Annotated in this window: 14 protein-coding genes; 13 read left to right on the forward strand and 1 reads right to left on the reverse strand. The window is 63.8% G+C overall.

Going from position 1 to position 13,131, the window contains the following annotated elements; genetic code table 11:
* Positions 1-130: 130 nt before the first annotated feature.
* The 13 genes from gbpA to gspM all read left to right on the forward strand — a co-directional run bounded on the left by gbpA (position 131) and on the right by gspM (position 11,572).
* A complete protein-coding gene (gene gbpA, locus ACLEJR_RS03615) occupies positions 131-1,597 on the forward strand; it encodes an N-acetylglucosamine-binding protein GbpA (protein WP_440812169.1) in 1,467 nt (488 codons plus the stop codon).
* Positions 1,598-1,662: 65 nt separating this feature from the next.
* Complete coding sequence (locus ACLEJR_RS03620; RefSeq protein ID WP_440812172.1) at positions 1,663-2,208, forward strand: cytochrome b; 546 nt, start codon at positions 1,663-1,665, stop codon at positions 2,206-2,208.
* Positions 2,205-2,732 (forward strand): type II secretion system protein N, encoded by a 528-nt coding sequence (locus ACLEJR_RS03625; RefSeq protein ID WP_440812174.1) that lies wholly within the window; start codon positions 2,205-2,207, stop codon positions 2,730-2,732. The genes ACLEJR_RS03620 and ACLEJR_RS03625 overlap by 4 nt, the downstream gene beginning before the upstream one ends.
* Positions 2,733-2,739: 7 nt before the next feature.
* A complete protein-coding gene (gene gspD, locus ACLEJR_RS03630) occupies positions 2,740-4,668 on the forward strand; it encodes a type II secretion system secretin GspD (RefSeq protein ID WP_440812177.1) in 1,929 nt (642 codons plus the stop codon).
* On the forward strand, positions 4,665-6,128 hold the full coding sequence (gene gspE, locus ACLEJR_RS03635) for a type II secretion system ATPase GspE (protein WP_440812179.1): 1,464 nt from the start codon (positions 4,665-4,667) through the stop codon (positions 6,126-6,128). Before gspD ends, gspE begins: the two co-directional genes overlap by 4 nt.
* Before the next feature lie 4 nt (positions 6,129-6,132).
* Complete coding sequence (gene gspF / locus ACLEJR_RS03640) at positions 6,133-7,341, forward strand: type II secretion system inner membrane protein GspF (RefSeq protein ID WP_440812181.1); 1,209 nt, start codon at positions 6,133-6,135, stop codon at positions 7,339-7,341.
* A 3-nt stretch (positions 7,342-7,344) separates the two neighbouring features.
* Positions 7,345-7,800: a type II secretion system major pseudopilin GspG gene (gene gspG / locus ACLEJR_RS03645; protein WP_440812183.1), complete on the forward strand. Its 456-nt coding sequence runs from the start codon at positions 7,345-7,347 to the stop codon at positions 7,798-7,800.
* 2 nt (positions 7,801-7,802) lie between these two features.
* Positions 7,803-8,270 (forward strand): type II secretion system minor pseudopilin GspH, encoded by a 468-nt coding sequence (gspH, locus tag ACLEJR_RS03650; protein WP_440812185.1) that lies wholly within the window; start codon positions 7,803-7,805, stop codon positions 8,268-8,270.
* Positions 8,263-8,649, forward strand: coding sequence for a type II secretion system minor pseudopilin GspI (gspI, locus tag ACLEJR_RS03655; protein WP_440812187.1), 387 nt, complete (start codon positions 8,263-8,265; stop codon positions 8,647-8,649). Before gspH ends, gspI begins: the two co-directional genes overlap by 8 nt.
* The gene (locus ACLEJR_RS03660) at positions 8,642-9,175 is read left to right on the forward strand and encodes a type II secretion system protein GspJ (protein WP_440812189.1); all 534 of its coding nucleotides are present in this window, start codon (positions 8,642-8,644) and stop codon (positions 9,173-9,175) included. The genes gspI and ACLEJR_RS03660 overlap by 8 nt, the downstream gene beginning before the upstream one ends.
* Entirely contained in the window at positions 9,172-10,017 is an 846-nt protein-coding gene (locus tag ACLEJR_RS03665; protein WP_440812192.1) for a type II secretion system protein GspK, read from the forward strand. Before ACLEJR_RS03660 ends, ACLEJR_RS03665 begins: the two co-directional genes overlap by 4 nt.
* Positions 10,017-11,120, forward strand: a complete 1,104-nt coding sequence (gspL, locus tag ACLEJR_RS03670; protein ID WP_440812193.1) for a type II secretion system protein GspL — start codon at positions 10,017-10,019, stop codon at positions 11,118-11,120. The genes ACLEJR_RS03665 and gspL overlap by 1 nt, the downstream gene beginning before the upstream one ends.
* Complete coding sequence (gene gspM / locus ACLEJR_RS03675; RefSeq protein ID WP_440812194.1) at positions 11,120-11,572, forward strand: type II secretion system protein GspM; 453 nt, start codon at positions 11,120-11,122, stop codon at positions 11,570-11,572. Before gspL ends, gspM begins: the two co-directional genes overlap by 1 nt.
* Positions 11,573-11,750: 178 nt before the next feature.
* Here the strand turns inward: gspM and ACLEJR_RS03680 are convergent, their stop codons facing one another.
* Positions 11,751-13,007: an MFS transporter gene (locus tag ACLEJR_RS03680; protein WP_440812500.1), complete on the reverse strand. Its 1,257-nt coding sequence runs from the start codon at positions 13,005-13,007 to the stop codon at positions 11,751-11,753.
* Between the last annotated feature and the right edge of the window lie 124 nt (positions 13,008-13,131).

Genomic DNA, 13,131 nt, shown 5'->3' on the forward strand with positions numbered 1-13,131 from the left:
TTCCTACATAGGGAACGTGCGAGTTTCTATAAGGTTCGGCGCTTGTAAGGTCTGGCGCTGACGATCCGGCGCGCCTTGCAAAGGGCGGTAATACGTCTTTTTAAAACTCGATGGATAGTCTGGAACTTATATGAAAAACAATTTCAACAAGCGCAATCTATTAATGGGGTGCACCTCCTCCTTAGTTATGTTGTCGTCTCTGGCCGTGTCCCAGGGTGCGCTGGCCCACGGTTATCTCGAAGTGCCACCGTCGCGCGCATTGTTGTGCCGACAAGGTGAAAACAAAAACTGCGGTGGCGCCCAATACGAACCTCATAGTACCGGCGAGACATTCAAGGGCTTCCCGAACGGAGCAGGCGGCGCCCCGCTGCAAGGCCCGTTCGACGGCAAAATCGCCAGTGGTGGCAACTCGCTGTTTTCCGCCTTGGATGCGCAGTCCTCCACTCGCTGGCAGCTGACCGAAATCCGTGATCGCAACATCGCCTTTCAATGGCGATATATCGCCCCGCATCCGGCGACCAAGCACGAATATTTCATTACCCGTGACGGTTGGAACCCGAACAAGCCACTCAAGCGTGCATCGTTCGACAGCGCACCGTTCTGCACGATCGATGGCGGTAATCAGATTCCGGTAAGCGGCACCGAGCACAATTGTGTGATTCCCGACAGCAAGTCGGGCCATCACGTCATCCTGGCGGTCTGGACGGTCGGCGATACCGATAACGCATTCTACAACCCGACGGATGTGAACATTCTCGCCGAAGCCGCATTGCCGGGCGGCTGGTCCCCGGTGGGCAGCATTGCGCCGTCGGCGCCACTGCTGGCCGGAGACAAGGTCAAGGCCCGGGCATTCTCCGCAACCGGTGAAAATGCCGAGTACAGCATCGAGATCAGCATCGACAACGCCGAGGAAGGCCGGCCTGAGAACTGGTCGTTCAAACTGGCCGACGCCCTCAACAAGGCCTATCCCCTGATTCGTGCCGGTATCCGCGATGACGAGGGCAATATCACGCCGATCAAGGGCACCAACAAGCTGTACGCCCAGAAAGAAAGCGGCGTGACCCGCTATGAAGTGCAGTTGGACATGAAGGAAGACCCTGGCGCCAGCATGGAGGTCGCTTCCCTGCAGCCGGAATATGTACTGGACAAGGGTCGGGTCAGCATGGCGTTCGCAGCGCAGACCAATCGCAGGATGGACCTGCAGGCCACGCTGTTCGATGAAAACAACAAGCAGGTGGGTGCGGTGAGCCAGACCGTGGCTGAAGGCAACACCGGGCTGAGCATTGATGTACGCAGTGTGCCGGGCGCCCACACCCTGACGCTGGTGGGGACCACCGAAGACGGACGCAGCACTCGCCAGGATACCCAGAGCGTCACCCTGATCGGTGAAGGCGCGGGCATCGAGTACGACTTCGTATTCCCTGAAGGGCTCAGCGACTACACCGCCGGTACCAAAGTGCTGCAACCCAAGACCGACGAAGTCTTCGAATGCAAGCCATTCCCTGCGTCCGGCTACTGCAAGCAATACACCCCGAACGCCAACGGCTTCGAGCCGGGCGTCGGTGCCTCCTGGCAGAGCGCCTGGGACAAGCTGTAAGTCCTGACAGGCACGGCTCCAGGCGACCCGCGTGGTTGCCTGGAGCCTTAAAGGAGGACGCAGACATGCATTCCAATTATTCCGGGCGACGGGTGCTGCTGCACTGGCTGTCGGCGGTGATTATCTTATGGGCGCTGGTGTCCGGTTTTTATGTGGCATACATGCCCGTTTCAGCTTCGGTGGAACATTGGGTCGGGTCGCTCAATGTGTCGCTGACCACGTTGCTCATTCCGCTGTTCGCGTGGCGAGCCTGGCTGTTCGTTCGCGAGCTTGAGCCTCATGGGCAGGCGCTTTCGCTGAACAAGCGATTGGCATTGGCGGTTCACACGCTGATCTACCTGACCGTCGGTGTGGTGCTGGTGACGGGCGTGTTGATGATGAAAAGCGCCATTAGCGTCTTCGGACTCGTGCGAATTCCCCAACCACTGGACGACCCGGCGCTGATCGAGCTGGCCAACGTAATCCATACCGGATCTTGCATGGTGCTTTCCGGGCTCGTCGCCCTGCATTTGTGTGCGGTGCTCTGGCATGAGTGTTCCGGGCGCCGGGTCGTGCGGCGGATGTCATTCGCCAAGGCACCGGGCGCGGTGATCGAGCGAGGGCAGCGATGAGTCTTCTGCGCGGGGGCGGTAGCTGGTTGCCGACGATTCTGCTGGTGCTCGTTCCGCTGCTGTACGGGGTATTCCTGGCGGTGCAGGAGTGGCGATATCGCCAGGCATTGCACCGTGATGTGCCAGTACCGGTCGTTGCGCCAGCCGTCCCGGTCCCCGAGCGACCCAATGTACAAGCCGTGGCAAGCGTGCTCGGTCTGATGCCTGAAGGAGCCCAAGCGCAGAGCGCCGAGCCGATCACCTTGCAGGCCATCTTTGTCGCGGACCAGGGTTTGTCGAAGGCATTGCTGGCGGACGCCGCCGGCGCGCGGATGTACCAGGTGGGTGAACGCCTGCCGGGCGGCAGCGTACTGCGCCGGGTCGAGGCCGGCCACGTGGCCTTGTGGCGCAACGGTCGGGAGGAGCGGGTCGTCCTGCAACAGACCGCTCAGCCGCTGTTGCGTCGGTTGGGGCCCGACGACAGGCCCCCTGCGACGCTTATTTCCTCGCAATACCTACGCCCGGTGGTCGGGCAATCAGAGTGATCGAATCATGAACAGCTTTATCCGGGGGCGTGTTTCGCGCGTCCTGTTCTGTCTTGCCGTGTGCTGTCCTTTGGCGTTTGCCGGTTCGCTACGAGCCGAAGAGGGCCGTTGGCAACTGGCGATGAACAATGCGGAACTGCGCGACGTGGTCGATGAGATTTCCGGGATCCTCGGCAAGACCGTAGTGCTCGACCCTCGCGTGTCGGGACGGATCAGCGTCACGTCTCGTCAGGCGCTGGATCGTGAAGGCGTGCGTCGGCTGTTTTACTCGGTGCTCGATGCACACAATTTCACGGTGATCGACGAAGGCGAGCGGATCCTGATCACTCCGGTCAGCGATGCCAAGACGCGCGCCGGTACCAGCGATACCGAAAGCGCCACGCCGTCGCAATTCGTCACCCGGGTCGTCGAGCTGCAATCGAGCATCGCCGCCGATATCGCCGGACTGGTCCGGCCGCTCGTGTCGGGTAACGGTTATGTGGGGCCCTCAGTGTCGTCCAATGCATTGGTGGTCACTGACACGGTCGCCAATGTCCAGCGCATCACCACGGTGGTGCAACAGCTGGATTCAGGGCGCAATCGCAATCATGTGGTACTGCCGTTGCGGCATGCCCAGGCCGCGGACATCGCGCCACTGGTGGAAGCTTCTGCCGGCAAGCGCGAGGGGGACATGGCTGGCCTGGTGATCGGCGACCCGCGCAGCAATCGCCTGGTGATCGTCGGCGCGCCGGCGGTACGCCAGCGCCTGGTCGATCTGGCCCGCACCCTGGATGTACCGCCAGCCGCCTCCCAAGGCAATGCACGGGTGATCCGCCTGCGCCACAGCGATGCCAGGCAGTTGGCCGAAGTGCTGGAAGGCGTCGGTCAGGAGAAGAAAGCCACGTCGACGCTGGCTGGCCAGCGGGAGACCGGCGCTGCCAGCCCGTTCGTGATCAAAGCCGACGAGAGCCAGAATGCCTTGGTGCTGATCGCCGAACCGGCCCAGGTGCGCACCATCGAAAACATCGTCCGCGAGTTGGACCAGCCTCGCGCTCAGGTGCTTATCCACGCAGCCATCGTCGAGATCACCGGGGACATTTCTGAAGCCCTTGGCGTGCAGTGGAGCCTCAACAGTGGCAGCGCCAACGGCTTCGTCAATTTCCCGGGAACCAATATCCCGGTCCTGGGTGGCCTGAATTTCGATGACCTTGAAAAAGCCCCGGAAGGCGCGGTCCTGCGCCTGGGCGGGGATCGTTTCAGCGCGCTGGTCTCGGCGCTGGCGGGTAACAGCCACAGCAATCTGCTTTCCACGCCCAGCCTGCTGACCCTGGACAACCAGGAAGCGGAGATCATCGTCGGCCAGAACGTCCCGTTCAAGACCGGCTCCTACGCCACCAACAGCAGCGGGGCGGACAATCCGTTCACCACCGTGGAGCGCAAGGACGTCGGCATCAGCCTCAAGGTCAAGCCCTATATCAATGAAGGTTCGACCTTGCGCCTGGAGGTCCAGCAAGAAGTCTCGGACATCGCGCCGGCGGTCTCCGGTGTGGACTCATCGGACCTGATCACCAACAAGCGCGCCCTGAAGAGCACGATCCTGGCAGACGATGGGCAGATCATCGTGATCGGCGGGCTGATCCGCGACAGTGTCCGGACCCAGGAAAGCGGCGTGCCTTTGCTGCGCAGTATTCCCTACCTGGGCGCGCTGTTTCGCTGGAACCGCGACACCCAGACCAAGAGCAACCTGATGGTGTTCCTGCGGCCAACCATCGTGCGCAGCAGCGAAGACCTGGCCGATGTGAGTCGCCAGCGCTACGACGCGTTGCGGGAATTGAGCAAACCGGGTTCGCGCAAGAACAACTCGCTGCTGTTGCCTCGGGACGCCCGCCAGTTGTTCGAGCCATCCAGCGAGGCGCCGGTGAGCGACCTGCGTCAACCGCGCTCGGAGGAACCGTGAGCGAGCAGCTGCCCTTTGGTTTCGCCCGGCGTTTCGGCGTGCTGCTGCAAGGCGAGGGGCCGGACCTGAGCCTGGTCCTGCGCCGGGATGCGCCGTTGAGCGCCGTGGCGGAAGTGCGGCGCCTGTGCGGTCGGGATCTGCCTGTCGAGCTCCTGGACCCCGCGCCGTTCGCGATGCGCCTGGCCAGTGTCTATCGCCAGGGCCAGAGTGCGGCCGAGCAGGTTGCCCAAGGCCTGGACGAGGAATTGGACCTGCTCAGCCTGGCCGATCAGGTGCCGCAGACCACCGACCTGTTGGAGGAGCAGGGCGATGCGCCGATCATCCGGCTGATCAACGCCTTGCTCAGCGAAGCGGTGCGGGAACACGCCTCCGACGTGCACCTGGAAACCTTCGAGCAGTACCTCTCGGTGCGCATGCGCATCGACGGCCAGTTGCAGGAAATGCTCCGTCCGCGCCGGGAGCTGGCGAGTCTGCTGGTGTCGCGGATCAAGGTCATGGCGCGCCTGGATATTGCCGAGAAACGCGTGCCCCAGGACGGGCGCATGGCCTTGCGCCTGGCCGGGCATGAAGTCGACGTGCGGGTCTCGACCCTGCCGTCGGCCCATGGCGAGCGGGTGGTGTTGCGCCTGCTCGACAAGCAGGCCGGGCGCCTGGAGCTGGAGCGCCTGGGGCTGCCCGACGATACCCTGGCGGGCCTGCGCCAACTGCTGGGCAAACCCCACGGCATCGTGCTGGTCACCGGCCCCACGGGTTCGGGCAAGACCACCAGCCTGTATGCGGCGCTGAGCAGCATCAACGACCAGAGCCGCAATATCCTCACCGTCGAAGACCCGATCGAATACCACCTGCCGGGCATCGGCCAGATGCCGGTCAACCCGAAAGTCGACATGACCTTCGCCCGTGGCTTACGGGCCATCCTGCGCCAGGACCCGGACGTGGTGATGGTCGGTGAGATACGTGACCGCGAGACCGCCGAGATTGCGGTCCAGGCCTCCCTGACCGGACACCTGGTGCTGTCGACCCTGCACACCAATACCGCCGTCGGCGCGGTCACGCGGCTGGTGGACATGGGCGTGGATGCGTATCTGCTGGCTTCGTCCCTGGCGGGCATCGTGGCCCAGCGCTTGTTACGCGCCTTGTGCCCGGCCTGCAAGACGCCCTATGTGGCCGACGCCGCGACCTGCCGCCGCCTCGGTCTGGAAGCCGACGCCGCCCCACGGCTGTTCCGGGCCCAGGGCTGCGATCAGTGCCAGAAAGGCTATCGCGGGCGCTTCGGCATTTATGAACTGGTGGCTGTCAGCCCCGCCTTCTCGCAACTGATTCACCAGGGTGCCAGCGAGCAGGCGCTGGCCTGCGAGGCGCGCAAGAATTCTCGCAGCCTGTTCCAGGACGGACGTCAGCGGGTACTGGAAGGCCTGACCAGTGTCGATGAGCTGCTGCGCATCACCCAGGAGGAGTAGCGCCATGCCGACCTTCGACTATCGCGCCGAGGACACCCGTGGCCGTCGCTGCAAGGGCCGCATCGAGGCCGACAGCCCGCGTCATGCCCGCCAGTTATTGCGCGAGCGTGGCCTGCTGCCCAGCGCGGTGCACGATGCCGGCGAGCCACGAGCGATCGGCCCTCGACAGACCGGGAGGCGCTTGAGCGCGGCAGACCTGGCGTTGCTGACCTTGCAGCTTTCCACCTTGGTCCAGGCCGGCCTGCCCCTTGAGGAATCCCTGGGCGCCGTGGCGCAGCAGAGTCAGAAGCGCCGCGTCAGCCATCTGTTGTCGGCGGTACGCAGTCGCGTCATGGAGGGCCATTCGCTGGCGACGGCTTTGCGGGCATTCCCCCAGGCATTTCCCGAACTGTTCTGCGCCACGGTGGCGGCGGGCGAGCAATCCGGTCACCTGGGCCAGGTGCTGGAACAACTGGCGAGCTACACCCAGGCGCGCCAGGCATCGCGCCAGCGCATCCAGCTGGCGTTGGTCTATCCGTTGATCCTGATGCTGGCCTGCGTGGCGATTGTCGCGTTCCTGTTGGGCTACGTGGTGCCGGATGTAGTGAAGATTTTCGTCGACAGCGGCCAGTCGTTGCCTTGGCTGACCCGAGCCATGATCGCCGCGAGTGATGGGTTACGCGCCTACGGCCTGCTGTTGCTCGGCGCACTGGCCGGGCTGTTCGGGTTGTGGCGCTGGAGCCTGCGCCAGGCGACGTGGCGTCTGCGCTGGCATCGTCTGGTGCTCCGGCTGCCGGTGCTGGGCGAAGTGCTGCGGGCCATGGAAGCGGCCCGGTTCGCCAGCACCCTGGCCATCCTCAGTAAAAGCGCGGTGCCGCTGGTGGAGGCGCTGCACATCGCCGCCCAAGTGATCGGCAACCTGACGATTCGCGGGCGCATGGCCGATGTCGCCCGTTCGGTCCGCGAGGGCGGGACCCTGACCCGTGGGTTGGAGCTCGGCGGGGACATTCCGCCGCTGATGCTGCACATGATCGCCAGCGGCGAGCGGGTCGGCGAACTCGACAGCATGCTGGCCCGGGCCGCCGAACAACAGGAGGCCAGCCTCGCGGCGCGCATCGCCCTGGTGGTGAGCCTTTTCGAACCGGCCATGTTGGTACTGATGGGCGGCGTCGTGCTGCTGATCGTCCTGGCCATTCTCCTTCCTATCCTGAGCCTCAACCAATTGGTGAACTGACCCATGAAACCTGTAAACAACCCAGCGGCCCGCCATCAGCGCGGCTTTACCCTGATCGAAATCATGGTGGTGGTGGTCATCATCGGTGTGCTCGGTGCCATTGTCGTGCCGCAGTTCATGAGCCGGCCCGACCAGGCCAAGATCACGGCCGCCCGCACCGATATCCAGGCGATCTCCACAGCGCTGGAAATGTACCGTCTCGATAACTTCCACTACCCCTCGACCCAGCAAGGCCTGGAGGCGCTGAACAAACGCCCGTCCGGCACGCCTGCGCCCAGGAACTGGAACCCCCAGGGTTATCTGAAAAGCCTGCCGATCGATCCCTGGGGCACGCCCTACCAATATCTGAACCCGGGCTACAAATCCGCCGATGGCAGCTACGACCTGTTCTCGCTGGGCGCCGATGGCATGCCGGGGGGCGATGGGGTTGCCGCCGACATCGGCAACTGGGTCCAATGAACATGGGCAGGCGTTGCCGGGGTTTCACGTTGCTGGAGCTGATGGTTGTCATTGTCCTGATGGGTGTATTGGCGGGCATGGTCAGCCTCGCCATGGGTCCGAGTCCAGGACGTGAGGCCCGGCAGCAGGCCCAGGACTTTATCCAGGTGGTGCAAGCGCTGCGCGAACGGGCGGTGCTCGATGCCCAGGAATACGGTGTGCGCTTGCAGCCTCGCGGCTATCAGGCGTTGCGCTTCGAGGCCGAGGGTTGGACAGCGGTGGCGAACCTTCAGCGTCTGCCCGGTGACCTGACGCTGGGGCTGGAACTGGACGGTCATGGGGTGGCCCTTGATGACGGGCAAGGCGCACCGCAATTGCTGATGCTCAGCAGTGACGAGATCAGCCCGTTCCGGTTGTCGATCAAGGTCGCTGGCCAGGCGTTCGTCCGGGTGTCGAGTGATGGTCTGGCGGAGCCGTCGATCGATGAATGACGCACGCAGGCTGGCCGCAGGTAGCCGAGGCTTCACCCTGCTGGAGGTCATGATTGCCCTGGCGATTTTCGCCACGCTGGCGGCGGCGGTGCTCTCGGCTGGCCAATTCGTGCTCAAGCAAAGCGTGAGCCTCGAGGATCGCCTGTTCGGTGCCTGGCTGGCCGATAACCAATTGAGCGAACTGCGCCTGCAAGCTGCGACGCCTCCAGGGCAACAGCAACTGACCCGGCGCCTGGATCGCCGGGACTGGACCGTGCAACAGCGTATCGCCCCGTCCCGCGACCCGCACCTGCTCCAGGTCGAGATCCGGGTCAGCCGTGCCGGCAGCCCGACAGTCGTACACTGCACCACAGGATGGATCGGTCATCGACATGAATAGACAATCGGGTTTCACCTTGTTGGAGCTGGTCATCGCGATCAGCATTTTTGCCCTGCTTGGCCTGGCCAGTTGGCGCCTGTTCGATGGCGTCGTGCGGACCCAGCAGGGCAGTGCTCAGCACGAACGGGACATCCGAGCCTTGCAGCGTGCCGTCGGGGTGATCGAGCGGGATGCGTGGCAGGCGGTTGCCGGCTCCATCAAATTGGCGTCCGGCCACCTGCAATTGCAGCGTAGCCACTGGCGCAACCCGCTGGACCAGCCGCGCAGCGAGCGGCAGACGGTCAGCTATCGGCTCGAAGGCGGCGCGTTGTGGCGTGAAAGTCAGGGGGAAGGCAGCGTCGTCGTGCAGCAGCAGAAGTTGCTCGACGAGGTGCGTGATCTGAGCTGGCGCTTGTACGATTCGCAACGCGGCTGGCAGAGCGTGAACGCCCGGGATACTTCGCCGCTGGCGCTGGAGTTGACCGTGTCGGCGGGGCGCTTCGAACAGGTCCGCCGGGTGCTGCTGTTGCCAGGGGCGTCGCCATGAACCGGCAACGCGGCGTGGCGCTGATCAGCGTGCTGCTGGTGCTGAGCCTGGCGTTACTGCTGGTGGGCGGCATGTTGCGCAGTCATCGGTTGTTGCTGCACAGCAGCGCCCGGCAGTTGCAACAGATCGAGTCGCGGCAATTGGGGCTGGCCGGCGAGGCCTGGGCGCTGGCGGTGTTGCAAGGCAGTGCGCTGACCCCGACCGGTCCGGTTGACCTGAGCCAGGACTGGGCACTCCTCAAGCCCGCACTCGACCTGGCAGACGCTGAGCTGCATATCGACATCGAGGATCTGTCGGGACGCCTGAACCTCAACGCGTTGCTGACCCAAGGACAAATCGACCGAGTCACGCTGGGTCGCTGGGCACGGTTGCTGGAGCTGCTGGAACTGCCCGCGTTGTCCTTGCCCCAGGTCGGGGTGGTGCATGAGTTGAGTCAACTGCGCCTGTTGCCGGGTGTCGATGCGCAGACGTTGCGCCGCCTGGAGCCATGGGTGGCGCTGCTGCCCAAAGATGCACGGCTGAATATCAACACCGCACCGCAGCTGGTGCTGATGACCCTGGAGGGCATGGAGGCCGAGCAGGCCCAGGCGCTGGTCAGGCAGCGTCGCCACAGTCCGTACGCCAGCGTGCAGGCGTTCACCAACGACCCGTTGCTGTCTGGCCTGGGGCTGGCGAGCCATGGCCTGGGCGTGAGCAGCCGGTGGTTTCGCATCACGGTGAGTGTGACCCACGCCGACAGCCGCCTGCACCTGGCCTCCGACATCGAGCGCGACTCCGTCAGCGGACGCTGGACCGTTCGCCAGCGGCGTTTTCTACCTTCCTGTCCCAGTGAGCTTCCCTGATGAAAACCTGGCTTTACCTCACAGCCGAAGGCCTGGCTGCGCCCTCTGCCAACTGGCTCTGCTGTGTCTGGTCGCCCACCGGCGAACGCCGCTGCCTGCCCCTGCACGAAGCGGCGCACGAATTGAGCGGGCGGGCCGTCGATGTGCTGTTGCCGATGGAAATGTGCAGCGGCCTGCGCAGCGATCCCTGGCCTTCGCGGCGCAAGCCTCGGGCCCAGGCGCTGGCATTCGCTATCGAAGAGCAACTGAGTGAAAACCTGGAGGCTCTGCACATCAGTGTCGGCCCCCGGGACCGTCAGCAATGCTATCCGGTGCGGGTGATTCAGCGAGCCCGGTTCCAGGCGCTGCTGACACTGTTCGCCGAGCAGGGCATCGATGTGCGGGCGGTGCATGTCGATGCCGACCTGCTGCCCGAGGACAAGGCGTTCGGTGTGCGCTGGTTCGGCCGTTGGCTATTGGGGGGCGCGTTGCCGGCCCCGGTGGCGCTGTCGGTCCGGACCCTGGCCGCGCTCAAATCCGGCCTGCCAGAGGATATTCACTGGCTGGACGAGGAGCGGGATCGCCAGGGTATCGATGAGTGGTTATTGAGCTCGCGCGGGCACCCCATCGACCTGTTGCAGGGGGAATTTCAGCGTCGGCACCGACGCCTGCCGTGGCGGACCATGGCAGGCGTGGCACTGGGACTGGTGTTGCTGACCTGGGTGGCTGGCGAGGTCCGGGTACGGTTCATGGAAGGCGAAACCCGGCGCCTGTACGCGCAAAGCGAACAGCGATTCCGGACGCTGTATCCCGAACAGGAACGCATCGTCGACCTGGCAGCGCAGTTCCAGGCCTTGCAGAACCCGCGACGGCCACGCCAGCAAACCCAGGTCGCACGGTTGGTCCGATTGACGGAGCAAGTGATTGGCGCCAGCGATGTCGAGGTGCAGCGTATTGATTTTCGCGAAGATGAGGGCTGGAAAATCCAGCTGACCGCCAGCAGCTTCATCGAGCTCGAACAGCTACGTGAGCGCGGGCTGCAACACGGTTTGCCCGTGACGTTAGGCAGCGCCAGCAAACAGGACAACCGGGTGCAGGCGACCCTGACGCTGGAGAACAGTTGATGGATTTCAAACAGTGGAAACAGGCCTGGGAGAAGGTTTCACCCCGTGAGCAACGACTGTTGCTGGGCCTTGCTGTGTCGTTGTTGATCGTGGTGGGTTACACCTCGATCTGGCAGCCGATTCGACAGCGGCTGGAAGTTGCCGAGCGACATTATCGTCAACAGGCTGAGCTGAGCGCCAGGATCCAGCGCGCCGAACCGGCCCGGGACACCCGTGTTGTCGCACGCTCGTTGTCGGTACGGGTCAACGACAGTGCGGCAGCGGCGGGGTTGGAAATAGCCGAGATGGAGCGTGACGGCGATTCGTTGCGACTGGCGGTGAGTGGTGATGCCGCCAGGTTGCTCGACTGGTTGGATCAGCATGAGCGGGAAGGGGCGGTATTGCAGTCCCTGACCTTGCAGGCGCGAGAGGGCGTGCTGGATGCGCGAGTGGAGTGGCGACAGGTCAATTGACGCCTTTCCATCTGCGCGTGCTAAACGGACAACCCGTGGCGAGGGAGCTTGCTCCCGCTGGGACGCGAAGCGGCCCTCGTTGAAGGGGCTACTGCGTAGCCCAGCGGGAGCAAGCTCCCTCGCCACGGGATCGCATGTTGACTCCGGATGGAGGTGTTTGTCGCGGCGCCTCTGTGATTCAAACCGGAGCATTACCTGGCAACAACGGCAACTTCGCCAGTTTCACCGCCACCCACAACGCCACTACCAGCAAACCACCGATGAACAGTCCGACGCCGTTCCAGCCTCCCAGGTGCCAGGCCACGCCGCCTGCCGTACCGGCGATGCTCGATCCGGCGTAGTAGCTGAACAGATAAAGCGATGAAGCCTGGCCCTTGGCCCTGAGGGCGCGACGGCCGATCCAGCTACTGGCGACCGAGTGGGCGCCGAAGAAGCCGAAGGTGAAGACCAGCATGCCGAGGATCACCAGCACCAGCGGCGTGGCCATGGTCAGTGCGAGGCCGGCCAGCATCAACGCGATGGTTGCCCAGAGCATTTTGCGCCGGCCCAGTTTGTCCGCCAGGGCGCCGACTTTCGCTGAGCTGTAGATGCCCGACAGGTACACCACCGAGAGCAATCCGACGTAGGCCTGATCCAAGTGATAAGGCTCGGCCAGCAACCGGTAGCCGATGTAGTTGAACAGCGTCACGAACGCGCCCATCAACACGAACGCCTCGAGAAACAGCAGCGGCAGCCCGGCGTCGCGAAAGTGCATGATGAAACCGTCAAGCAAGTTGCGCGGGTGCAGCGAGCGAGGCCGGAAGTTGCGCGACTCCGGCAGAACTCTCCAGAACACCGCCGCCGCGATCAGCGCGAGGCCGCCAATGACCAGCATCGCCGTGTGCCAGCTGACGAAATCGATCAAGACCCCTGCAATCAAGCGCCCACACATGCCGCCGATGGCGTTCCCGGCGATATACAGCCCCATCGCCAGGCCAATGTGCCGCGGGTGGATCTCTTCGCTCAGGTAGGTCATCGCCACAGCTGCCAGCCCGCTCAATGACAACCCCACCAACGCCCGTAGCAGCAATACCCCGTGCCAGGTCGGCATCATCGCACTGGCCAGTGTGCACAGCGCGGCGGCGAACAGCGCCGCGACCATTACCGGCTTGCGACCGATGCGGTCGGAAACCGGCCCGGTGACCAGCAGGCCGACCGCAAGCAGGCCGGTTGCCACCGACAGGATCAGGCTGCTCTGCGCGGCGTTGATCGAGAACTCCCGGGATAGCAACGGCATCATCGGCTGTACGCAATAGAGCAGGGCGAAGGTCGCGAAGCCACCGCAGAACAGCGCCAGCACCGTGCGCATGAACATCGGCGTACCTTTCTCGATGTAGGTGTCCTGCAGTTCGGCGCCAACTTCATCCTGCACTCGAGACGGGATTTCATGAGCCAGTGGAGCGACAGCAGTTTTCACGGTGGACCTCGCAAGAGCACGATCAGCAGGCAGTGAAAAAAGCATATAGCCGGCTAATATTTCTTTCCAATATATTGTTCGACCTATTTAAGACGTTAGACGA

Origin of the sequence: Pseudomonas sp. SMN5, assembly GCF_052041925.1 — a bacterium.
Taxonomy (GTDB): Bacteria; Pseudomonadota; Gammaproteobacteria; order Pseudomonadales; family Pseudomonadaceae; genus Aquipseudomonas.

Excerpts from the sequence above, each read along its gene's own strand:
- gbpA (WP_440812169.1), top strand. The coding sequence starts at position 131 with ATGAAAAACAATTTCAACAAGCGCAATCTATTAATGGGGTGCACCTCC.
- ACLEJR_RS03620 (WP_440812172.1), top strand. The coding sequence starts at position 1,663 with ATGCATTCCAATTATTCCGGGCGACGGGTGCTGCTGCACTGGCTGTCG.
- ACLEJR_RS03625 (WP_440812174.1), top strand. The coding sequence starts at position 2,205 with ATGAGTCTTCTGCGCGGGGGCGGTAGCTGGTTGCCGACGATTCTGCTG.
- gspD (WP_440812177.1), top strand. The coding sequence starts at position 2,740 with ATGAACAGCTTTATCCGGGGGCGTGTTTCGCGCGTCCTGTTCTGTCTT.
- gspF (WP_440812181.1), top strand. The coding sequence starts at position 6,133 with ATGCCGACCTTCGACTATCGCGCCGAGGACACCCGTGGCCGTCGCTGC.
- gspG (WP_440812183.1), top strand. The coding sequence starts at position 7,345 with ATGAAACCTGTAAACAACCCAGCGGCCCGCCATCAGCGCGGCTTTACC.
- gspH (WP_440812185.1), top strand. The coding sequence starts at position 7,803 with ATGGGCAGGCGTTGCCGGGGTTTCACGTTGCTGGAGCTGATGGTTGTC.
- gspI (WP_440812187.1), top strand. The coding sequence starts at position 8,263 with ATGAATGACGCACGCAGGCTGGCCGCAGGTAGCCGAGGCTTCACCCTG.
- ACLEJR_RS03660 (WP_440812189.1), top strand. The coding sequence starts at position 8,642 with ATGAATAGACAATCGGGTTTCACCTTGTTGGAGCTGGTCATCGCGATC.
- ACLEJR_RS03665 (WP_440812192.1), top strand. The coding sequence starts at position 9,172 with ATGAACCGGCAACGCGGCGTGGCGCTGATCAGCGTGCTGCTGGTGCTG.
- gspL (WP_440812193.1), top strand. The coding sequence starts at position 10,017 with ATGAAAACCTGGCTTTACCTCACAGCCGAAGGCCTGGCTGCGCCCTCT.
- gspM (WP_440812194.1), top strand. The coding sequence starts at position 11,120 with ATGGATTTCAAACAGTGGAAACAGGCCTGGGAGAAGGTTTCACCCCGT.